The sequence below is a fragment of the Pseudonocardia oroxyli genome, from assembly GCF_900102195.1.
In the GTDB taxonomy this organism is placed as follows: Bacteria; Actinomycetota; Actinomycetes; order Mycobacteriales; family Pseudonocardiaceae; genus Pseudonocardia; species Pseudonocardia oroxyli.
Genome location: NZ_FNBE01000006.1, coordinates 253,255 through 272,942 on the forward strand (window position 1 = coordinate 253,255; position 19,688 = coordinate 272,942).

The window sequence follows — 19,688 nt, forward strand, 5'->3', positions numbered from 1 at the left end:
TACCTTGAGGAGGTCGCGATGCGCGCCTGGGGCGTCACCTACGACACCGGCTTCACGAGCTGCGGGAGCACGACCCACGAACCGTTCGACCCCGACATCGTCGGCGAGGACATGCGGATCATCCGTGAGGAGCTGCGCGCGGACGCCGTGCGGATCACCGGCGGGGTCGCGGACCGGCTGGAGATCGCCGCCCGGCACGCGGCGGCCGTCGGACTGGAGGTCTGGTACTGCCCGTTCACCCACGACCTGACCACCGACGAGCTGCTGGACTTCCTCCTCGACGCCGCCGAGCGCGCCGAACGGATCCGACGGGAGGGGGCGGAGGTCCGGTTCCTCACCGGATCGGAGATCAGCATCATGACGATCGGGTTGATGCCCGGGGCGACGCTGTCCGAGCGGTCCGCCGTGCTCGCGGACCCCGCGCGCCTCCGGGAGGTCCTCCCGGAGGTGCAGCGCAGGACGAACGCCCTGCTGGCCCGGGCCCTCGACGGCGCCCGCGCGCGATTCGGCGGACCCATAGGGTACGCATCGCTCCCTCTGGAGGCGGTGGACTGGGCGCCCTTCGACTTCATCGCGACCGACGCCGGCTACCGGGACGCCACCAACGCCGCCGGCCTCCCGGCCACCCTCGCCGCGATGACCGCTCAGGGCAAGCCGTTCGCGGTCACCGAGTTCGGCTGCGCCCCCTTCACCGGGGCCGCCGACCGGGGCAGCCGTGGGGACGTCATCGGCTACGACGAGCAGAGCGGACGGGCGACGCACCTGACCGAGGCCGTCGAGCGCAACGAAGCCGAACAGGCCGGCTACCTGCTCGACCTCCTCGGGGTCTACGACGCGGGCGGGGTGGACACCGCCTTCGTGTACACCTTCGCCTGCCGGCACCTGCCGACGTCCGACGATCCCGAGCAGGACTTCGACCTGGGGAGTTTCGGGATCGTCAGGGTCCTCCCCCCGGGCCACACCGGACGCACCCACCCCGGGATGCCGTGGGAGCCGAAGGCCGCCTTCACCGCACTGGCCGAGTACGGCCGGACCCGGACCCGGCCGCAAGCCTGACGGCCGACCGGGGTTGCCCGGCTCGCCCCGCGGGTATGACTCGACCGTTCCCGGGTCCGGCAGTGCGGAGGCGTGATGAGCATCGACCGACTACTCGCCCAGTCCACCGTGAGCGACCTCGACGTCGCACGGGAGTGGTACGAGCGACTGTTCGGGTGTGCGCCCGATGCGACCCCCATGGACGGTCTCCTCGAGTGGCACCTGTCGGACACCTTCGGCGTCCAGGTCTGGGCCGAACCCGACCGCGCGGGCCGCAGCTCCATGGTGTTGGACGAGAGCGATCTCGACGCGCTCGCCGCGCGCCTCACCGCGGCCGGGATCGCCGACGCGACCCCCGAGCAGGCGACGTCGTCGCGCATCCTCCGGCTCGACGACCCCGACGGCAACCGGGTCGTCTTCACCGGCCCGTGACGGGCGGGCCGCGGGCCAGTGATCCACTCGTCGGGAGCGGTGCGGTCGGAGATCGACCGGCCCGCTCCCCTTCGGTGGATCAGGGGATGCCGGGCCGGACATTCCGGGCCGGACATGCCGGGCCGGACATTCGGGGCCGCCGCTCGCCATCCGGGAGGGGGCTTGACGGGGCGGCCCGCAGCGCGTGTGCTCGGGCCGTGATCCGGCGGCACCTCACCGAGCGCAGGCACATCGACCTGTGTCGGACCGGGGCCGCCCTCTGTCGCGGGGGCCGCTGACCCCGCCCCTTCCGCGACAGGAGACCCCCATGACCACGACCACCTCCCGAGACCTCGAGCTGCGCGCGATCGTCGACGCCACCGCCGCTGCGGTCGCCGACGCCCCCGACAAGGCCGCTGCGCTGTTCCGCGCCACCGGCGACAGCGGGGACGGCGTCCGCACCGACCTGCGCATCGGCAGGCACCAGGTCACCATCGACGAGCCGCCCGCGCTCGGCGGCCAGGACGCCGCGATCAACCCCGTCGAGTCCGCCCTGGCGGCGCTGGTGTCCTGCCAGGTCGTCACGTACCGGTTCTGGGCGGCGAAGCTCGGGATCCCGGTCGACGACGTGCACGTCGAGACCGAGGGCGACCTGGACGTCCGCGGGTTCTTCGGCCTGGACGACGCGGTGCGGCCGGGATTCGGCGAGGTGCGGCTGCTCGTGACGCTGACGGGCCCGGCCCCCGCCGAGGACTACGCGCGGCTCAAGGACGCGGTGGACGCGCACTGCCCCGTCCTGGACCTGTTCCGCAACCCGACCCCGGTGGCGTCCCGGCTGGCCTGAGCGGGGGCGGACGCTCAGCGGGGGCCGCTCGTCCAGTAGCCCTGGGCCTGCACCACCGGGACCCCGGCGAGCAGCCTGCGGATCTCCGCGATCTGCGAGGTCTCCCCCGCGACCCAGGCGTAGTCGACCGGCCACGGCCGGTCGAGGGCCGCCACCAGCGAGGCGACGTGCTCGGCTCCCGGCACCAGCACGTCCGCGGGGTCCGCGGCCGCGACCAGCACGATCGGGGCGCCGGCGACCTTCCGCACGATCGCCCGGATCGCCGGCACCGCGGCCTCGTCGCCCGCGACCAGCAGGCGGCGGGCCGCGCCGGGCGCCCACTGGACGGCGAGCGGGCCCGTCGCGGCGCGGCGGTCCGAACCGGAGATCAGCAGCTCCTCACCCGGCCGAGCCTCCAGCGCCCAGGCGCTCGCAGGCCCGGGGGCGGCGTGCACGAAGAAGTCCAGGTCCAGCTCCTCGGGCCGGGCGGCGGCGACCGTGTACGTCCGCAGCGCGGGCCGGTCGGGCAGCGCGCGCCAGCGGGCCCGCCACTCGGCGAGCGGCACGGGCTCGGGGCCGCCGAGCCCGGACGCGCCCGGGCCCGGCACCACGACCTTCACCCGTTGGTCCGCCCCCTCCGCCGCGAACCGGCGCAGCTGCGGGCCGCCGACGGTGACCCGCACGAAGCCCGGCGAGGGCCGCGTGACCGCCCGGACCGTCGTGCGGAACAGCGACCTCATCCGGCGAGCAGGCGCTCGAGGTCGTCGAGCACCGCCTGCCCGCCCCGCGGTCCGACGCCGGTGATCCAGATCGACTGGTCCACCACGTGCAGGTCCGGGAAGGCCTCGGCGCGCACCGCGGCCATCTCGGCGGGGACGGCGCTCTCGTCGCCCGCCTTCGCGGCCGTGACGACCACGAGGTCCGCCCGTGCCTGCAGCACCAGCTCCGGCGAGAGGTCGACCGAGATCGAGCCCTCCCAGTCCCGCGGCGGCGTGCGGAAACCGGCGCACTCCAGCGTGCTGCCCGCGAACGAGGCGGGCCCGTAGAGGGTCAGCTGTCCGTCGCGCGGGCGGACGAGCTGCGCCGTGCCCCCGGGGTGCGTCGCCCCGACCTCGGCGCACCGGTCGGTGTACGCGCCCAGCAGTGCCTCCGCGTCCGCCTCGCGGCCGAGGGCCCGGCCCACGAACCGGACGTTGTCCTGCCACGGATCGGCCTGGCTCGCCATGAACACGGTCGGGGCGACGGCGGCGAGCCGGTCGTAGAGCTCCGCGTGCCGCGACTCGGTGCCCAGGATCAGGTCCGGCCGCAGCGCCGCGATCTTCTCCAGGTCCGGGGTCGGCACGGTCCCGACGGTCTGGACGGCGTCGGCGTCGGGCTTCAGGTACGCGGGCACGCCCGCCGCCTCGCTGAGCACGGCCGCGCCCACCGGGACCGCGCCGAGCGCGACCGTGGTGTCGAGCTGCACCGGCTCGAGCACGACGACGCGGGCGGGTGCCGCGGGCACCTCGGTGGTGCCGTGGGCGTGGGTGACGGTGCGGGTGGCGGCAGCGGCGGGGTCCTCGGCCGGGGTGCTCGCGCACCCGGCCAGCGCGAGGCCGACCACCGCCGCGGGGAGCAGGCGACGAATCACGAAGGTGAGCCTAACCTCCGGCCCGCGCCCGCAGGTGGGCCCGCTCCCCCTGTGTGCCGAACAGCACCAGCAGCTCGACGGGCCGGGTGTCGGCCGCGCCGAACCAGTGCGGGACCCGGGTGTCGAACTCGGCGGCCTCGCCGGGCGCGAGCGTCATGTCCCGGTCGCCGAGGACGAGCCGCAGCCTGCCCTCCAGCACGTACATCCACTCGTAGCCCTCGTGGACCTTCTGGTCCGGCTCCCCGCCCGGCGGGATCACCATCTTGAACGCCTGGACGCCACCCGGCCGCCTGCTGAGCGGCACGTAGGTGCGGCCGTCCCGGTGCACGGGGGTGAAGCGGACGCGCGGGTCCCCGGTCTCGGGCGCGCCGACGAGCTCGTCGAGCGCCACCCGGTAGACGCGGGCCAGCGGCAACAGCAGCTCCAGGGTCGGCTTACGCCCACCGGACTCCAGCCGGGACAGCGTGCTCTCCGAGATGCCGGTCTCGGCGCCGACCTCGGCGAGGGTCATCCCGCGGGCCGAGCGCGCCGCCCGCAGCCGGGGGCCGACCGCGTCGAGCACGGCGTCGAGATCGCTCACGCGAGCGTCGAGATCGCTCACGCGAGGACGGGCAGCGTCACCGTGGAGGGGTGCGACGCCGAGTGCAGGACCTCGGTCCGGCAGCGGACACCGCTGGTCGCCGAGCCGAACGGCTCGCCGGTGCCCGTGTTGCGCGCGAACCGCGGGAACGCCCCGCCCGCCACCTGGACCCGGATCCGGTGTCCGGCGCGGAACCGGTAGGCGGTGGGGAACAGCTCCAGGTCGACCGCGCAGACCCCGCCCGGTCCCACCGTCACGTCCTTCGCCGGGACCGACCGCGGGTCCAGCCTGCGGATCCCGTCGACGACGTTGCGGGACACGCCCCTCTCGTCGACGTCGCAGACGCGGACGTAGACGTCCGCGTACTCGACCGAGGGCCGCACGAACAGCCGCGCGGTGACCGGGCCGACCACGTCCAGGTCGGTCTCCAGCGCGGGGCCGGTGAACAGCAGGACGTCCGGGCGGACCTCGACCGGGCCCTGGTCCGCCTGCTCGGCGGGCTTGGTGAGCAACGGGCCACCGACGGCGGGCGTCGGGTCGGCGGGGTCGTAGGTGAAGGTCGAGGACTCCGTGCCGGCCAGCGCGCCCAGGTCGAGCGGGTGGGGGGTGGCGGGCGGCGGCCACTCGTCGAACTCCAGCCACTGGTCCGCCTGCTGCAGGTGCAGCCGCACCCGGGCGCCCTCCGGGGCGGGGCCGCCGCGCAGGTGGTGGTCGAGGAACGCGACGTCCGTGCGCACGATCTCGCGCAGCTCGGCGGGCGCGCCGTGCAGCCACGGCCCGACCACGATCCGCGCGTCCACCCCGGACTCGCGCAGCGTCTGGAAGTCCTTGAGCTGGGCGTGGACGAACAGGTCCCACCACCCGGTGACCATGCTGACCGGCGGCACGTCCCGGTCCCGCTCGCCGTAGGTGGCCTCCCAGAACTCGTCGTCCGGGTCGCCGTGGCCGGTGAAGTCCCGCCAGAAGCCGACGGGCGCCCCCGCGACGTCCAGGTCCGCGGCCTGCAGCGGCATGCGGCGCAGCGCCTGCTGCACGCGCCGCGTCCGCAGCGGGTGCGGGAGCAGCGGCAGGTCGCTCTCCTGGTTCCCGATCGAGGCGGACCAGTTCAGCCCGTTGAGCAGGGTCGGCGCGCCACCCGGGTAGAAGGTGTCGGTCATCCGGGAGGCCGTGATGTGCAGCCCCATCGCCACGACGTCCGCCTGCCCGGCCACCATCCACTGGGTGTGGCCGAAGTAGCTCGCCCCCGTGGTGGCGATCCGGCCGTCGCACCAGGGCTGCTCGCGGAGCCAGTCGAGGGTCGCGAGCCCGTCCGGCCGCTCGTGCCGGAAGGGCCGGAACTGCCCGCCGGACCCGAAGCTCCCCCGGGTGGACTGCATCAGGACCTGGAAGCCCTGGCGGGCCATCGGCTGCGCCATGATCGCGCCGAAGGCCTGCCGCGAGTAGGGCAGCCGGATCAGCACCACCGGCAGCGGCCCGGTGGCCTCCGCGGGCCGGTAGAGGTCCCCGACCAGGGAGATCCCGTCCGGCATCGGGGTGCGGACCTCACGGCGGGTGAAGCGGACGCGGCCGGGCTCGAGGCCCAGGGCACGGTCGGCGAGCGCAGCGATCACCCCTCGACCGTAGCGCTGTTCGCGGCGCCCGGGCGGGATCAGTCCGTGACGAACGGGTCGTAGTGGATCTGGTCCAGCGAGGCGCCCGCGACCCGCAGCGCGCGGATCGTCGCGGTGATCATCGCGGGCGAACCGGAGACCACCACCTCGCAGTCGGCCCAGGACCCGAACCCGGTGACGACGTCCGCGAGCCTGCCGACCAGCGGCCCGGGCACCGCGGGCGGCTCCTCGACGACGGGCACCACGTCCAGCCACGGATTGCGGTAGCTGGTGCGGCGCAGGCCGTCGAGCGCGTGCAGCGAGTCCCAGTCGCGGGCCCCGTAGAACACGACCGCGCGCTCGGGGCGCCCACCGGCCCGTTCGAGCTGCTCCACCAGTGCCCGGATCGGGCTGATGCCCGTGCCGCCGCCGATCATCAGCAGCTCCCGGCCGGGGACGACGGCGCGGTCCAGCGCCCCCATCGGCGGCCCGATCCGCCAGCGGTCCCCCGGCCGGGCCGAGGCCACGATCCCGCGGCTCACGCTCCCGTAGCCGATCGCGCGGACGTGGAACTCCAGCTCACCGGACCGGTCGGGGGCGACGGCCGGGCTCAGCGCGCGCCACAGCCGCGGGTGCTGCGGGGTCTCGACGGTCACGTACTGGCCCGCCCGGTAGACGAACGGCTCGTCCGTGCGGACCCGGACGACCGCCAGGTCCCGCTCGACCCGCTCGTGCCCGACGACGGTCGCCCCCCACCAGGCCGGGCCGGGATCGCTGCGCGCGCCCGCCTGCATGCTGCCCGCGAGGAACGCGTACGTGTGGGCCCAGGCCCGGGCCACCTCGTCCGTCCACGCCGCCCCGCCGGTGTCGGCCAGCGCCACCAGCAGGGCCTGCCCGACGACCGCGTAGTGCTCGTCCCGGACGTCGAACTTGCGGTGGTCGCGGCCGAGCTGGGCGAGGAAGCCGATCAGCGTCGACGGCTCGTCCAGGTGCGTGATCACGTGCACCAGCGCCCGGCCGAACCGCGAGTGCTGCGTCTCCATCGCCAGCGGGAACAGCGACCGCAGGCCCGGCGCGTAGCCGAACAGCGTGCGGTAGAAGCGCGGGACGAAGGTCTCGGGATCGATCCCCAGCGCGGCGACGCTGCGCTGCGCGGTCTGCAGGTGGGGGGCGATCTCCTCGAGCCCCGAGGCACGCACGGCGGCGTCGTCGAGACTCATGAGCGGGAGGACCGACGGGGCGCCACGAGGCGCATCGTAGCCAGGCCCCCGACGATCGTGCGCCGAGCCCGAGCTACACGGTGCTAGACGGAGGTGGCCCGCAGCTCCGCGTTGCGCTTCTTCACCGCGAGGTCCTTGTTGACGGGGTTCTGCGCCTCGTCCGGGGCGTGACACCCCGCCTCCACGGCGATCCGGTTGATGGTGCCGAACATCCGGACCAGATGCGCGAGGCGGTGCTCGGCGGCGTCGACGGGCTGCTGCTCGCCGCGGACCAGCGCGACCGTGGTGTCCGCCCACACCGCCTCGGCGTGCATCCCGGCGGTGCGCAGCACGTCCTGCACCCGGTCGGCGAGCTCGCGCGAGGACAGGCCGATCCAGGACTCGAGGGTCCGCGCGTCGAGCGGGAAGAGCCGGTCGCGGTCGCGCAGGTAGAGCAGCTCCAGCGCGTAACCGTGGCCGTAGGCGCAGTAGAGGCAGCCGTTGTGCAGGCTCACGACCATGCCCGCCAGGTGCGTCCGCTGGCCCCCGAGGACCTGCAGGGTGACCAGGTAGCGAGGCATGTTCGCGGCGAACCACCGCAGCGCGCCCCACGGCCCCATCGCCGCGACGATGTGCGGGATCATGCGCGGCGAGAAGCCCCACATCATCCGACAGCCCGCCTGCAGGAAGGCGGTGACCGCTCGATCGAGCACGGGCCCACCTCCCTGGCGCTCACCGATGGTGATCGAATGGTACCCGGGAGTGGCGATGCCCGGCCAGGGGCCGTTCGGCTCTAGGCTCGCCCGGTGGGACGTCTCTTCCTCTTGCGCCACGGTCAGACCGAGTGGTCACAGAACGGGCGGCACACCGGCCGCACCGACATCCCGTTGACCGAGCGGGGTCGAGAGCTCGCGGCCGCGGCCGCCCCGACGCTGGCGGCGCTGCGCCCGGACGCCCCGCCCCCGGTGCGGGTGCTGAGCAGCCCGCGGCGCCGCGCCCGGGAGACCGCGGAGCTCGCGGGGCTGCGGGTGGACGCGGTCGACGAGCGCCTCCACGAGTGGGACTACGGCGACTACGAGGGCCTCACCACCCCGCAGATCCGCGAGACGGTGCCGGACTGGACGGTGTGGACGCACCCGTGTCCGCACGGCGAGGACGCCGCCGCCGTCGGCGCCCGTGCGGACGCGGTGCTCGCGGACGCCCGGCCGTGGCTCGCCGAGGGAGACGTCGTCCTCGTGGGACACGGACACTTCTCCCGGGTGCTGATCGCGCGCTGGATCGGGCTGCCCGCGACCGGCGGGGTGCACATCGCGATGGACCCGGCGGCGTGGGCGGTGCTCGGCGACGAACGCGGCGTCCCCCGCCTCGACGCGGTCAACCTGGTGGTGCCGTCGTGATCCGGGCCGAGGTGGAGCGGGCGGAACCGGCCGTCAGGAGGGTCGAGCCGTCGGACGTCCCGGCCGTCGTCGGCCTGGTGCGGGAGCTGGCCGAGTACGAGAAGGCGCTGCACGAGTGCCACCTCACCGGGGAGCAGCTGCACGCCGCGTTGTTCGGGGCCTCCCCCGCGCTGTTCGGGCACGTCGCGCTCGTCGGGGACGAGGTCGTCGGCTGCGCGCTGTGGTTCCTGAACTTCAGCACCTGGCGCGGCGTCCACGGGATCTATCTGGAGGACCTCTACGTCCGGCCCGCCCACCGCGGCTCCGGGCTCGGTCGCGCCCTGCTCGCCGCGCTGGCCCGGGAGTGCGTCGACCGGGGCTACGCGCGGCTGGAGTGGTCCGTGCTGGACTGGAACGCGCCGTCCATCGGCTTCTACCGCTCCCTCGGCGCGGTCGGCATGGACGAGTGGACGACCTTCCGCCTCACCGACGAGGCGCTGCGGTCACTCGGAGCGTGACTCCTCGTCCGCCCCGACGGCCCACCGGCGGGAGGGCTCGCTGATGAGCAGCATGAACGTGGCCACCACGAAGAACAGCCCGGCGATCCCGACCACGTAGTCGCCCGTGCGCAGCGCGTTGTAGATCATCGGGATGGTGACGAGCTGGGCCACGATGGCGGGCGTGCGCGCGCCGTGGTGGCCGCGCCAGAGGAACCAGGCCACCGCACCGAGCGCCACCGCGATGAGGAGGAAGTAGGAGGCCTCGGCCGCCCGCGTGCCGAACCCGCGCCCGGAGAAGAACAGGTACAGCACCCCGGTGACCAGGCCGATCAAGGCCTCCACGCCGACGAGGGCGGCGGCGGCGCGGACCTGGCGGGGCGGAACGGTGGTCACGACGGTCAGGTTACAGTCGCACCGTGCGCGCGCTGCTCGTCGTCAACCCCCGGGCGACGTCGACGACCCCGGCGGGACGGGACGTCCTGACCCACGCCCTCGCCAGCAGGCTGAAGCTCGACGTGCTGGAGACCCGCTACCGCGGCCACGCGGCGGAGGCCACCGCCGTGGCCTGCGCGGCGGGCATCGAGCTCATCATCACCCTCGGCGGGGACGGCACCGTGAACGAGGTCGTCAACGGCATGCTCGTGGACCGCACGGCCACCGGCCCCGGCAGGCCCGACGGCAGCGACCCCGACCGCCCCGCGCTCGCCGTCGTGCCCGGCGGGTCGGCGAACGTCTTCGCCCGCGCCCTCGGCCTGCCGCGGGACCCCGTGGAGGCCACCGGCGCCATCCTGGCGGCCCTGGAGCGGCGCAGCAGCACCCTGGTCGGGCTCGGCCGGGCGGACGACCGCTGGTTCACCTTCAACGCGGGCCTGGGGTGGGACGCGGACGTCGTCGCCGCCGTGGAGAAGCAGCGGGCGTCCGGCCGCGAGGCCAGCCCGCTGCGCTACGCGGGCACCGCGGTCGGCGAGTACCTGCGCCAGCGGCGCCACCCCGCCTCGATGACGATCGAGGTGCCCGGTGCCGCGCCGCTGGAGGACGTCCGGCTCGCCTTCGTGAGCAACACCGACCCCTGGACCTACCTCGCCGGGCGGCCGGTCCGCACCAACCCGGGGGCCACGTTCGGCACGGGGCTGGCCCTGTTCGCCCTGCGCCACCTGGGCTTCCCCACGATCTACTCGACCCTGCGCCACATCCTCGCGCCGGACGGGGACCCGCACGGGCGGAACATCGTGCGCCAGGACCGCGTTCCCTCCATCAGGATCCGTTCGGAGGAGCCGTTGGCGCTCCAGCTGGACGGTGACCACCTGGGATCACGCACGGACGTCGAGTTCCTGTCGGTGCCCGGGGCGCTACGCGTCGTGTGTTGACCGATGACGGAGAGTCGCGTCGTCGTACGAGAGACGCCCCTCGTCGCAGTCCGGCGAGCCGTCTCACTCCGATGAGTGACACGTCCAGGCCATTCACCGATGCTCGCTGACCGCCGGGCAGCAATGGGCTCGCATCCGACGGTGCCGTGATCCAAGGTAGGTCCTGCGAGATCGAGGGACGACAGCGGGGTCCCGTTGAGAGACGAGAACCCGCATGGTCCGGAGGAGTCGGGGGTAACCCCGGAGTCGCCGGGCAGGGATTCAACCGTCGCTCTTCGTCACGGTGTATCGATGCGGTGACTGAACGTGTCGGACGACGTGACGAAGTGTGGGTGAGAGTGCTCACCCGGCCGGCTCTTGTCCCTTGAAGAGCGACGACGCTCGTGAAACCATTCACAAGCGCGGAACAACCGTGTCACACAGCCGTGCGATCGGCGCGAACCCCGATCGCCAGTACGAGGAGATTCACGATCATGGATTGGCGTCACCGCGCTATCTGCCGCGACGAGGACCCCGAGCTGTTCTTCCCCGTGGGGACCTCCGGCCCGGCCCTCCTGCAGATCGCCGAGGCGAAGACCGTCTGCCGCCGCTGCCCCGTCGTCACCGAGTGCCTCGCGTGGGCCCTCGAGAGTGGCCAGGACGCGGGCGTCTGGGGCGGCATGAGTGAGGACGAGCGCCGCGCGCTCAAGCGCCGCAACGCGCGCACCCGCGCCCGCACCGCCTGAGCGGCGTCGCACGCGCAGCCGCCGAGGCGGCGCACCCGACACCGACAAGACACCAAGAAAGCGGGCCCGGTAGCCGAACGCCATCGGCACCGGGCCCGCTTCTTGTGTGTCCGCCGGATGTCACCGCACCCGACGGATCCCGTGACCTCGGACCACGGCACCGGCGCGACCTCGGCACCGGGATCCTCGGACGGTCACGTCGTTAGGCTAGCGCGCCGCCATCGGGACCGTGATAAGGGCCTCGGTTCCGCCGCCCGGACGCGGCCGGAGCGTGATCGTCGACTCCAGCTCGGTGAGCAGGGTCCGCACGATCTGCAGCCCCAGCCCCTTCGCCGTGTCGAGGTCGAAACCCTCGGGCATGCCGCGGCCGTCGTCCGCGACGACGACCTCCAGGGTCGCGGCCGTGCGGGTCGCCCGCACCACCACCTCCCCGGTCTGGCCCGGCTCGTAGGCGTGGGCCAGGGCGTTGTGCGCGAGCTCGGTCAGCACCAGCACCAGCGGGATCGCCATCGCCGAGTTCAGGGTGCCGAGCGTGCCGTCGCGGCGGACCTTCGCACGCACCTCCGCGGTGGCGCCGTCCCCGATCGCGGGCAGCACCGTGTCCACCAGCTCGTCGAGGTCGACCATCTCGGCCACCGAGTACGCCAGGGCCTCGTGGACCAGCGCGATCGAGGTGACCCGCCGGACGCTCTCCTCCAGGGCGCGGCGCGCCTCCGGGATCTCGGTGCGCCGGGCCTGCAGCCGCAGCAGCGCCGCGACCGTCTGCAGGTTGTTCTTGACCCGGTGGTGGATCTCCCGGATCGTGGCGTCCTTGCTGAGCAGGGCCTGGTCGCGGCGGCGCAGGTCGGTGATGTCGCGGACCAGCACCAGGGCGCCCGCCGCGTCGCCGCGCGGGCGCAGCGGCAGCGCCCGGACGAGCATGACCGCGCCGCGGGTGCGCACCTCCATCCGCAGCGACGTGCGGCCGTCGAGCGCGGCCTGGATGCGGGCGGCGACCTCGCTGGCGTCGAACGGGTCCCGCACGAGGTTCTTGGTCAGCGGCGCCAGCGGGATGCCGACGAGGTCGGTGTCGTGGCCCATCCGGTGGTAGGCGGACAACGCGTTCGGGCTGGCGTAGGCGACGATGCCGTGCGCGTCCAACCGGATGAGGCCGTCCCCGGCGCGCGGGCTCGTATCCGCGCCCGCCGCGGCGGAGGTCGCCGGGAAGGTGCCGTCGGCGATCATCTGGCAGAGGTCGGAGGCGCTGCCCAGGTAGGCGATCTCCAGCGGGCTCGGCACCCGCGGCATGGCGAGGTTGGTGTCGCGGGAGAGCACCGCGATCACCCGGCCGCGGTGGCGCACGGGGATGGTCTCCCGGCGGACCGGGACCTCCATGTGCCAGCGCGGCTCCTCCTCGCGGCAGATCCGCCCCTCGACGACCGCCCGCAGCAGCTGCGGGTTGTCCCGCGGGGCGACCCGCGCGGTCACCGCGTCCTCGGAGTGGGCGGTCGGCGCCGTCGTCGGACGGGCCTGGGCCACACAGAGGAACTCCTGTGGTCCGCCCGCCATCTGGTGGTCCGCGTCCCGCGGCAACGGGATCCAGAGCAGGAAGTCGGCGAACGAGGTGTCCGCCAGCAGCTGCCACTCGGCCACCACGCGCTGCAGGTGCTCGACGGCGTCCCCGGACAGGCTCGAGTGCTCGGCAAGCAGTTCGCTCAGGGTCGCCACGGCTCGATCCAACCACGTGGGACACTTGTGTCAGTTCCCACGGTAGAAGGAGGGTTGAGCATGTCGAAGCGTGCGCGCAAGCGTCGCGACCGCAAGAAGGGCGGCGCGAACCACGGCAAGCGGCCCAACACCTGAGGCCCGCTCGTGACGACGGAGGCCGGCAACCCGATCGGGATGCCGGCCTCGTGTCGTTCTAGACGGAGCGTTCGATGCGCGTGGTGCGGACCTCGACGGTCGTCCCGCCCGGCCCGGACTCGACGCTCACCTGCGCCTGCTGCAGGATCTGCTTGCGCAGCTTCGCCTTCAGCGTCTCCGGCGCGGTCTCGCCGCTGCACTTGCGCGCGAGCAGCTGCTTGAGCTTCTCGTCCAGCCCGTACTCCGCCAGGCAGGGCGAGCACTCGTCCAGGTGCTGGACCAGGACCGCGCGGCGCTCCTTGTCGCATTCGCCGTCGAGGTACAACCACACCTCGGCGAGCACCTCGGAGCAGTCGGTGTCGTGGTGCTCCCCGCAGCTCATGAGCTGGCCACCTCCTGCTCGCCCCGGATGAACCCGCGCTCGATGGCGGTGTCGGTCAGCATGTCGCGGAGCTGGCGCCGCCCACGGTGCAGGCGCGACATCACGGTCCCGATCGGCGTGCCCATGATCTCGGCGATCTCCTTGTAGGCGAACCCCTCGACGTCCGCCAGGTATACCGCCATCCGGAAGTCCTCGGGAAGCCGCTGAAGGGCTTCCTTGACGTCCGAGTCCGGGAGGTTGTCCAGCGCCTCGACCTCGGCGGACCGCAGCCCGGTGGAGCTGTGCTCCCCGGCCTGGGCGAGCTGCCAGTCGGTGATCTCGTCCGTGGGGGACTGCAGGGGCTGGCGCTGCCGCTTGCGGTAGCCGTTGATGTAGGTGTTCGTGAGGATCCGGTACAGCCAGGCCTTGAGGTTCGTGCCCTCGCGGAAGGTCCGGAAGGCCGAGTAGGCCTTCAGGTACGTCTCCTGGACCAGGTCCTCGGCGTCCGCCGGGTTGCGGGTCATCCGCAGGGCCGCGCCGTACAGCTGGTCGAGCATGGGCATGGCGTCCCGCTCGAAGCGCGCCGCGCGCTCGGCCTCGGTCTCCTCGGGAGCCCTGTCGAGGTCCTCCCCGACCGTCTCGTCCGGCACCGCGCTCCTCTCCCGAACGGCCACGGGCGTGGCCGGCGAGTCTGCGAGGGACAAGCCTACGCGTCCTCCGCCCGGCCGTCGCGGCAGCCGAAGGGGAGGCGCCTCCATCAATGCCTGAGTCACGTACGGTCACAACACGATCGGCTGGTCGGGGATTCCCGACCTTCGGGAGAGGATGACGGCGTGGCGGGGCGGGGTACACCGGCGACGGCGTTGTTGACCAGGCTGAAGGTCGACTTCACCCTCCACTCCTACGAGCACGCGAGCGGCGCGGCGTACGGCCAGGAGGCGGTCGACGCGCTCGGGCTGGCGGCGGGCCGCGTGTTCAAGACGCTCGTCGCCTCGGTGGACGGTCACCTGACCGTCGGGGTGGTCCCCGTGGACGCCACCCTCGACCTGAAGGCCCTCGCCGCCGCCGTCGGGGGGAAGAAGGCGCAGATGGCGGACGTCGCCGCAGCCGAGCGCGCCACCGGCTACGTCGCGGGCGGCATCTCCCCGCTGGGGCAGAGGAAGCGGCTGCCGATCGTGCTCGACGCCACCGCCCGCACCCACGAGACGATCTTCTGCAGCGCGGGCAGGCGCGGCCTGGAGGTGGAGCTCGCCCCGGACGACCTGGTCAGAGCCACCGACGCCCGCGTCGCCCCGATCGCCGCCCCCTGACCACCGCGGCCCCGAACATGATCGTTCCGAACGTCACGCGACCGCACCGCGGAGCACGCCCCCGTGACACCCGTCGCCTCCACTCCTGACGAGCGTCACCGGAGCGCGATCGCCACAACGCTCCTGTGACACTCGGATGGATCAGCGGCAGCGAGCGTGACACGAGCGCACCCGCCACAACACTCCCGTCACGCTCGGCGCGAGAGTCACCGGAGCGCACCTGCCACGACGCTCCTGTGACACTGGGATGGATCATCGACTGACACTGGGATGGATCATCGACGGCGAGCGTCACGGGAGCGCACTCACAGGAGCGCTCCTGTGACACTCGTCGGGGCGGGCTCAGGGCAGGTGGCGCTCGAGCCACTCCGGCAGCCGCGATTCGACGAGCGGGGGCGCCTTCCGCAGGGAGTGGTCGCCTTCCACCACCACTACCTCTCGTGTCGTGGTGCCGTCGAGCATGCCGAAGGGGTCCTTGTCGCCCTGGAAGACCAGGACCGGTGCCGTGACGGCGTCGATCTCGGCGAGGCGGTGCTTCTCCGGCTTGCCCGGGGGGTGGACCGGGAAGGCGAGGCAGACCACCCCGACCGCTCCCCCGGCCGCGGCGCAGCGGCACGCGACGCGGGCGCCGGAGCTGCGACCGCCGAAGAACAGCGGGCCCCCGAACTCGGCGCGACACGCGGAGACCACCGCCAGCCAGGCCGTGTCCAGCTGCGCCGCCGGAGCGGGGGCGCGGCGGCCCGCGACCCGGTAGGGCTGCTCGGACAGGACCACCGACACACCCACGGACAGCGCCGCCCGCGCCGCGGCGCGCAGGTCCGGCGCGTCCACGCCGCCCCCGGCGCCGTGGCCCATGATCAGCATCGCCCGCGCGTCGGGGGCGAGCCGGACGTGCACTCGCGCGGGGCCGTGCGGGGTGGCGATCTCCCGGGTCTCGGCGGGCGGCAGGTCGGGCAGCGAGCTCACGACAGCAGGTCGAGCTGGATCGGCTCCTCGACCTGGCTCGGGTCGATCTCCTCCAGCAGCTCGGGGCTGTTGTTCCGCACCGAGTTGACCTTGTCGGACACGGGCACGATCCGCAGCGTCCGCACGAGCTCGGGCGACGGCGGCGCCAGCCACCGCGCCACCTCCGCGTCCTTCCCGTCGGTGTCCGGGTCCAGCCAGGCCGCCCAGGCGTCCGGGGGCAGGACGAGCGGCATCCGGTCGTGCACCTGCGCCAGCGGCCCGACGGCCTCGGTGGTCAGCACCGTGGCCGTGACCAGGCCGTGCGGGTACTTCTCCAGCAGCTCGCCGTCCTTCGGCCTCCAGAACTCCCAGAGCCCGGCCATGGCGAGCGACCGGCCGTCCGCGTACCGGGTGAAGTAGGGCTGCTTGGACGCCTTGTGGTCCTTGGTGGCGGCGCGGCGCTGCCACTCGTACCAGCCGTCCGCCGGGAGCAGACAGCGGCGGGCGGCCAGCGCGCGCCGGAAGGCGGGCTTCTCGGCGGCGGTCTCGCTGCGCGCGTTGATCATCCGGGCGCCCGCGGACGGGTCCTTGGCCCAGGAGGGCACGAGACCCCACCTGACCAGCCGCAACGACCGCTCGGTCGTGTCCGGGTCCGGGGTGCCGTCCGCGTCTCGCGGATGCCGCTGCACGACGGCGACGACGTCCCGCGTCGGCGCGACGTTGTAGTCCGGCCCCCGCTCCTCGCCCGCCTTCTCGGTCACCGCGTCGACCGCCGTGAACTCCTCGGCCAGGTCCGTGGGTGCCTTCGTCGAGGCGTACCTCCCGCACATGGGTCCATCGTGGCACGGCGCATGCGGAATCATGGGTGCGTGCAGCCTTGGACCGCCCCCACGCCCACCGCCCCCGTCCGCGGCACGGTGTCCGTGCCCGGCTCCAAGTCCGTGACCAACCGGGCGCTGCTCCTGTCCGGCCTCGCGCACGGCCGCTCGGTGGTCCACGGCGTGCCCGCCACCCGGGACTCGGCGCTGATGTGCGGCGCGCTGCGCTCGCTCGGGCTCACGGTGCTGGTCGAGGGCGACACCGTGACGATCGACGGGGGCACGCTGCGCGGCGGCGGCACGGTGGACTGCGGCCTCGCCGGCACCGTCATGCGGTTCGTGCCGCCCGCCGCGACGCTGGCCGACGGCCCGGTGGTCTTCGACGGCGACCCGCACGCCCGCGAACGGCCCATGGCGGGGGTCCTCGACGCCCTGCGCGCCCTCGGCGCCGTGGTCGACGGCGACCGGCTCCCCTTCGTGCTGCACGGCGTGGGCGGGCTGCCCGGCGGCGACGTGACGATCGACGCGTCGGCGTCGAGCCAGTTCGTGTCCGGCCTGCTGCTCTCGGGCGCCCGCTTCGACAAGGGCCTGACCGTGCACCACGACGGCAAGCCGGTCCCGAGCCTGCCGCACATCGACATGACCGTCGCGATGCTGCGCGAGGCCGGGGTCACCGTCGCCGACCCTGAATCGAGCGGAGAGCCGAACACCTGGCGCGTCGAGCCCGGCCCGATCGCGGCCCGGACCTGGGCCGTCGAGCCCGACCTGTCCAACGCGTCGGTGTTCCTGGCCGCCGCCGCCGCGACCGGCGGCGAGGTCACGGTCACCGGGTGGCCCGCCGAGTCCACGCAGCCGGGCACCGAGATCCTCGAGGTCCTGGAGCGGATGGGCGCCGCCGTGGAGGCCCGCGCCGAGGGCATGACCGTCCGGGGCGGCGACTTGCACGGCATCGACGTCGACCTGCACGAGGCCTCCGAGCTCACCCCGACCGTCGCCGCGCTGGCCGCGTTGGCGGACTCGCCCAGCGTGATCCGCGGGGTCGCGCACATCCGCGGCCACGAGACGGACCGGCTGGCGGCCCTGCGGGCCGAGCTCAGCGCGGTCGGCGCGCAGGTCGAGGAGACCGAGGACGGGCTGCGCATCCGGCCCGGCACGCTCGCCGGGGCACCGTGGCGCGCCTACGCCGACCACCGGATGGCGACGGCGGGCGCGATCGTCGGGCTGCGGGTCCCGGGGGTGACCGTGGACGACGTCGACTGCACCGCCAAGACCATCCCGGACTTCCCGGGGCGCTGGGCAGAGCTGGTCGGTTAGGGCTGGTGTCCTGATGGCCCGCGAGTACGACGAGACCGACGTCCGGGTCCGCCCCGGCCGGGGCTCCCGCCCGCGCACCAAACGCCGCCCCGACCACGCCGACGCGGTCGAGGGCATGGTCACGGTCGTCGACCGCGGCCGGTGGACCTGCGCCCCGCACGCGGATCCCGAGGCGCCGCCGGTCACCGCGATGCGGGCGCGCGAGCTGGGCCGCACCCCGATCGTCGTCGGGGACCGGGTGGGGCTCGTCGGCGACCTCTCCGGGAAGCCGGACACGCTGGCCCGCATCGTGCGCGTCGAGGAGCGTCGGACCGTCCTGCGCCGCACCGCGGACGACACCGACCCCTTCGAGCGCCTCGTGGTGGCCAACGCCGACCAGCTCGTCATCGTCACCGCGCTGGCCGACCCGGAGCCGCGGGAGGGGTTCGTCGACCGCTGCCTGGTCGCCGCGTTCGCGGGCGGCCTGCGGCCGGTGCTGTGCCTGACCAAGTCCGACCTCGCCGACCCCGGGCCGTTCGCCGGGCGCTACGCGGAGCTGGAGTTCCCCGTCGTGGTCACCCGGCGCGGCGAGTTCCCCACCGAGCTCGCCGCCCTGCTCGACGGCCAGGTGTCCGCGCTGGTCGGGCACTCCGGCGTCGGCAAGTCCACGCTGGTCAACGCGCTCGTGCCGGACGCCGCGCAACGGACCGGGGTGGTGTCCGGGGTCGGCAAGGGCCGACACACCACCACCGCGGCGCTCGCGCTCCCGCTCGGCGGCGGCGCGGACGGGTGGGTGGTCGACACCCCCGGCGTGCGCAGCTTCGGGCTGGCCCACGTCACGCCGGACGCGGTCATCGCCGCGTTCGACGACCTCGCCCACGCCGTGGAGGACTGTCCACGCGGCTGTGGACACCTCGGGCCGCCCGCCGACCCGGAGTGCGCGCTCGACGCGCTGGTCGCCGACGGCACCCTGCAGCCCGGGCGACTCGGCGCGCTGCGCCGCGTGCTCGTCGCACTCCGCGCCGCTCCCCCGGGCACCCCGGCAGCGGAGCGCTAGCCTCGGAGCTTCCGTTTCAGGGGGGACGATGCGGGAGTTCCGGGGGAGGACACTGGTCCTGGCGGCCTGCGCATTGCTCGCCGTGCTCGCCTCCGTGATCTCCTGCGCCCGCGGCAACTCCACGGAGAGCGCGGGCTCCGGCCTCCCGAAGTACTACGCCGCCGAGGACCTGTTGACCGCGGTCACGGTGCGCCAGCGCACCGACCGCACCGCGGCCCTGCGCCTGTCCGGACACGTCGACGCCGGTGGGCCCGCCGCCGAGGTCGCGGGGGACGGGGCGCTGCGGGTGGAGCAGAGCGGGCTCGCGGCCCAGTTCACCCAGACCGTCACCACCGACGGCCAGGCGCAGAGCGCCGCGATGCTGGTGCTGCCCGGCGGCCAGGTCTACCGCCAGGACGAGGCCGGCTGGGTCCGCATCGACCAGGCCGCCTCGGGCACCCCCGAGAAGCAGTGGGCCACGGTCGCGGCCAACCTCGCCGACACCGCGGACCCCACGGCCAACCTGGCCCGCTACCGGGACGCCGCCCTGGTCGCCGACGCTGTGGACGACACCGTGGGCGGTGTGCAGGCGGTGCGGTACCTGGTGGTGATCGACCTGGTGCGGGCCGCGGAGCAGGAACCGGACCCGGCCGTGGCACAGGCCCTGCGCGGCCAGGTCGAGAGCGGCCTCACGCGGATCTCCTCCACCCTGTGGATCGACGCGGCGAACCGCCCGCTGCGCAGCGAGGCGCGGCAGAGCCTGCCCGGCATCGGCACCCTGACCCTCACCGCCGACTACCGGGACTGGGGCGCCCCGGTCACGATCACCACCCCCTAATCTGACGAGT

General features: G+C 74.1%; 24 protein-coding genes. 12 read left to right on the forward strand and 12 right to left on the reverse strand.

The window, feature by feature from the left end:
* Positions 1-18: 18 nt before the first annotated feature.
* From BLS43_RS11715 to BLS43_RS11725, 3 genes are all read left to right on the forward strand, one after another.
* A complete protein-coding gene (locus tag BLS43_RS11715) occupies positions 19-1,056 on the forward strand; it encodes a glycoside hydrolase family 113 protein (RefSeq protein WP_093082307.1) in 1,038 nt (345 codons plus the stop codon).
* A 75-nt stretch (positions 1,057-1,131) separates the two neighbouring features.
* The gene (locus tag BLS43_RS11720) at positions 1,132-1,467 is read left to right on the forward strand and encodes a VOC family protein (RefSeq protein ID WP_093082312.1); all 336 of its coding nucleotides are present in this window, start codon (positions 1,132-1,134) and stop codon (positions 1,465-1,467) included.
* Positions 1,468-1,774: 307 nt separating this feature from the next.
* Entirely contained in the window at positions 1,775-2,290 is a 516-nt protein-coding gene (locus BLS43_RS11725; protein ID WP_093082317.1) for an OsmC family protein, read from the forward strand.
* A 14-nt stretch (positions 2,291-2,304) separates the two neighbouring features.
* Here BLS43_RS11725 and BLS43_RS11730 read toward each other — a convergent pair whose 3' ends face one another.
* The 6 genes from BLS43_RS11730 to BLS43_RS11755 all read right to left on the reverse strand — a co-directional run bounded on the left by BLS43_RS11730 (position 2,305) and on the right by BLS43_RS11755 (position 7,980).
* Complete coding sequence (locus BLS43_RS11730) at positions 2,305-3,009, reverse strand: siderophore-interacting protein (protein ID WP_093082322.1); 705 nt, start codon at positions 3,007-3,009, stop codon at positions 2,305-2,307.
* Positions 3,006-3,899, reverse strand: coding sequence for an ABC transporter substrate-binding protein (locus BLS43_RS11735; RefSeq protein ID WP_093082327.1), 894 nt, complete (start codon positions 3,897-3,899; stop codon positions 3,006-3,008). The genes BLS43_RS11730 and BLS43_RS11735 overlap by 4 nt, the downstream gene beginning before the upstream one ends.
* A gap of 10 nt (positions 3,900-3,909) precedes the next feature.
* Positions 3,910-4,479 carry a helix-turn-helix domain-containing protein gene (locus tag BLS43_RS11740; protein WP_093082332.1) on the reverse strand — a complete coding sequence of 190 codons (570 nt, stop codon included), beginning with the start codon at positions 4,477-4,479 and terminating at the stop codon, positions 3,910-3,912.
* A gap of 17 nt (positions 4,480-4,496) precedes the next feature.
* Positions 4,497-6,089, reverse strand: coding sequence for a CocE/NonD family hydrolase (locus BLS43_RS11745; RefSeq protein WP_093082337.1), 1,593 nt, complete (start codon positions 6,087-6,089; stop codon positions 4,497-4,499).
* Positions 6,090-6,127: 38 nt separating this feature from the next.
* The gene (locus BLS43_RS11750) at positions 6,128-7,288 is read right to left on the reverse strand and encodes a globin domain-containing protein (RefSeq protein ID WP_093082341.1); all 1,161 of its coding nucleotides are present in this window, start codon (positions 7,286-7,288) and stop codon (positions 6,128-6,130) included.
* An 83-nt stretch (positions 7,289-7,371) separates the two neighbouring features.
* Entirely contained in the window at positions 7,372-7,980 is a 609-nt protein-coding gene (locus BLS43_RS11755) for a carboxymuconolactone decarboxylase family protein (protein ID WP_093082346.1), read from the reverse strand.
* A gap of 93 nt (positions 7,981-8,073) precedes the next feature.
* Between BLS43_RS11755 and BLS43_RS11760 the strand changes: the two genes are divergently transcribed.
* Together BLS43_RS11760 and BLS43_RS11765 are read left to right on the forward strand one after the other, a co-directional pair.
* The gene (locus tag BLS43_RS11760) at positions 8,074-8,664 is read left to right on the forward strand and encodes an acid phosphatase (RefSeq protein ID WP_093082350.1); all 591 of its coding nucleotides are present in this window, start codon (positions 8,074-8,076) and stop codon (positions 8,662-8,664) included.
* Complete coding sequence (locus BLS43_RS11765; RefSeq protein WP_245707437.1) at positions 8,661-9,161, forward strand: GNAT family N-acetyltransferase; 501 nt, start codon at positions 8,661-8,663, stop codon at positions 9,159-9,161. The genes BLS43_RS11760 and BLS43_RS11765 overlap by 4 nt, the downstream gene beginning before the upstream one ends.
* On the opposite strand, the gene BLS43_RS11770 is transcribed toward BLS43_RS11765, so the two are convergent.
* Positions 9,147-9,536, reverse strand: coding sequence for a hypothetical protein (locus BLS43_RS11770; RefSeq protein WP_093082353.1), 390 nt, complete (start codon positions 9,534-9,536; stop codon positions 9,147-9,149). The two genes, BLS43_RS11765 and BLS43_RS11770, sit on opposite strands and share 15 nt — an antisense overlap.
* Before the next feature lie 23 nt (positions 9,537-9,559).
* On the opposite strand from BLS43_RS11770, the gene BLS43_RS11775 reads away from it, so the two are divergent.
* Both BLS43_RS11775 and BLS43_RS11780 read left to right on the forward strand, forming a co-directional pair.
* Positions 9,560-10,510: a diacylglycerol/lipid kinase family protein gene (locus tag BLS43_RS11775; protein WP_093082358.1), complete on the forward strand. Its 951-nt coding sequence runs from the start codon at positions 9,560-9,562 to the stop codon at positions 10,508-10,510.
* A 473-nt stretch (positions 10,511-10,983) separates the two neighbouring features.
* Entirely contained in the window at positions 10,984-11,235 is a 252-nt protein-coding gene (locus BLS43_RS11780; RefSeq protein WP_093082363.1) for a WhiB family transcriptional regulator, read from the forward strand.
* Positions 11,236-11,442: 207 nt separating this feature from the next.
* Here BLS43_RS11780 and BLS43_RS11785 read toward each other — a convergent pair whose 3' ends face one another.
* Positions 11,443-12,942, reverse strand: a complete 1,500-nt coding sequence (locus BLS43_RS11785; protein ID WP_093082367.1) for a sensor histidine kinase — start codon at positions 12,940-12,942, stop codon at positions 11,443-11,445.
* 60 nt (positions 12,943-13,002) lie between these two features.
* On the opposite strand from BLS43_RS11785, the gene BLS43_RS31985 reads away from it, so the two are divergent.
* A complete protein-coding gene (locus BLS43_RS31985; RefSeq protein WP_370467464.1) occupies positions 13,003-13,077 on the forward strand; it encodes a 50S ribosomal protein bL37 in 75 nt (24 codons plus the stop codon).
* A 58-nt stretch (positions 13,078-13,135) separates the two neighbouring features.
* Here BLS43_RS31985 and rsrA read toward each other — a convergent pair whose 3' ends face one another.
* Both rsrA and BLS43_RS11795 read right to left on the reverse strand, forming a co-directional pair.
* Entirely contained in the window at positions 13,136-13,459 is a 324-nt protein-coding gene (gene rsrA / locus BLS43_RS11790) for a mycothiol system anti-sigma-R factor (protein ID WP_093082371.1), read from the reverse strand.
* Positions 13,456-14,088 (reverse strand): sigma-70 family RNA polymerase sigma factor, encoded by a 633-nt coding sequence (locus tag BLS43_RS11795; protein ID WP_093082376.1) that lies wholly within the window; start codon positions 14,086-14,088, stop codon positions 13,456-13,458. Before BLS43_RS11795 ends, rsrA begins: the two co-directional genes overlap by 4 nt.
* Before the next feature lie 183 nt (positions 14,089-14,271).
* Between BLS43_RS11795 and ybaK the strand changes: the two genes are divergently transcribed.
* Positions 14,272-14,748 carry a Cys-tRNA(Pro) deacylase gene (ybaK, locus tag BLS43_RS11800; RefSeq protein ID WP_093082381.1) on the forward strand — a complete coding sequence of 159 codons (477 nt, stop codon included), beginning with the start codon at positions 14,272-14,274 and terminating at the stop codon, positions 14,746-14,748.
* Between the two features lie 342 nt (positions 14,749-15,090).
* Here ybaK and BLS43_RS11805 read toward each other — a convergent pair whose 3' ends face one another.
* Both BLS43_RS11805 and BLS43_RS11810 read right to left on the reverse strand, forming a co-directional pair.
* Positions 15,091-15,714, reverse strand: a complete 624-nt coding sequence (locus tag BLS43_RS11805; protein ID WP_093082386.1) for an alpha/beta hydrolase family protein — start codon at positions 15,712-15,714, stop codon at positions 15,091-15,093.
* Positions 15,711-16,523 carry an SOS response-associated peptidase gene (locus tag BLS43_RS11810; protein ID WP_093082390.1) on the reverse strand — a complete coding sequence of 271 codons (813 nt, stop codon included), beginning with the start codon at positions 16,521-16,523 and terminating at the stop codon, positions 15,711-15,713. Before BLS43_RS11810 ends, BLS43_RS11805 begins: the two co-directional genes overlap by 4 nt.
* Positions 16,524-16,562: 39 nt before the next feature.
* Between BLS43_RS11810 and aroA the strand changes: the two genes are divergently transcribed.
* Genes aroA through BLS43_RS11825 form a run of 3 tightly spaced genes read left to right on the forward strand, consistent with a single transcriptional unit; the run spans position 16,563 to position 19,678 of the window.
* The gene (gene aroA / locus BLS43_RS11815) at positions 16,563-17,825 is read left to right on the forward strand and encodes a 3-phosphoshikimate 1-carboxyvinyltransferase (protein WP_245707438.1); all 1,263 of its coding nucleotides are present in this window, start codon (positions 16,563-16,565) and stop codon (positions 17,823-17,825) included.
* Positions 17,826-17,838: 13 nt separating this feature from the next.
* On the forward strand, positions 17,839-18,861 hold the full coding sequence (rsgA, locus tag BLS43_RS11820; RefSeq protein ID WP_093082401.1) for a ribosome small subunit-dependent GTPase A: 1,023 nt from the start codon (positions 17,839-17,841) through the stop codon (positions 18,859-18,861).
* Positions 18,862-18,889: 28 nt separating this feature from the next.
* Positions 18,890-19,678, forward strand: a complete 789-nt coding sequence (locus tag BLS43_RS11825) for an SCO4651 family lipoprotein (protein ID WP_143030014.1) — start codon at positions 18,890-18,892, stop codon at positions 19,676-19,678.
* The last annotated feature ends 10 nt before the right edge of the window (positions 19,679-19,688 follow it).

Excerpts from the sequence above, each read along its gene's own strand:
- BLS43_RS11715 (WP_093082307.1), top strand. The coding sequence starts at position 19 with ATGCGCGCCTGGGGCGTCACCTACGACACCGGCTTCACGAGCTGCGGG.
- BLS43_RS11720 (WP_093082312.1), top strand. The coding sequence starts at position 1,132 with ATGAGCATCGACCGACTACTCGCCCAGTCCACCGTGAGCGACCTCGAC.
- BLS43_RS11725 (WP_093082317.1), top strand. The coding sequence starts at position 1,775 with ATGACCACGACCACCTCCCGAGACCTCGAGCTGCGCGCGATCGTCGAC.
- BLS43_RS11730 (WP_093082322.1), bottom strand. The coding sequence starts at position 3,009 with ATGAGGTCGCTGTTCCGCACGACGGTCCGGGCGGTCACGCGGCCCTCG.
- BLS43_RS11750 (WP_093082341.1), bottom strand. The coding sequence starts at position 7,288 with ATGAGTCTCGACGACGCCGCCGTGCGTGCCTCGGGGCTCGAGGAGATC.
- BLS43_RS11780 (WP_093082363.1), top strand. The coding sequence starts at position 10,984 with ATGGATTGGCGTCACCGCGCTATCTGCCGCGACGAGGACCCCGAGCTG.
- rsrA (WP_093082371.1), bottom strand. The coding sequence starts at position 13,459 with ATGAGCTGCGGGGAGCACCACGACACCGACTGCTCCGAGGTGCTCGCC.
- BLS43_RS11810 (WP_093082390.1), bottom strand. The coding sequence starts at position 16,523 with ATGTGCGGGAGGTACGCCTCGACGAAGGCACCCACGGACCTGGCCGAG.
- rsgA (WP_093082401.1), top strand. The coding sequence starts at position 17,839 with ATGGCCCGCGAGTACGACGAGACCGACGTCCGGGTCCGCCCCGGCCGG.
- BLS43_RS11825 (WP_143030014.1), top strand. The coding sequence starts at position 18,890 with ATGCGGGAGTTCCGGGGGAGGACACTGGTCCTGGCGGCCTGCGCATTG.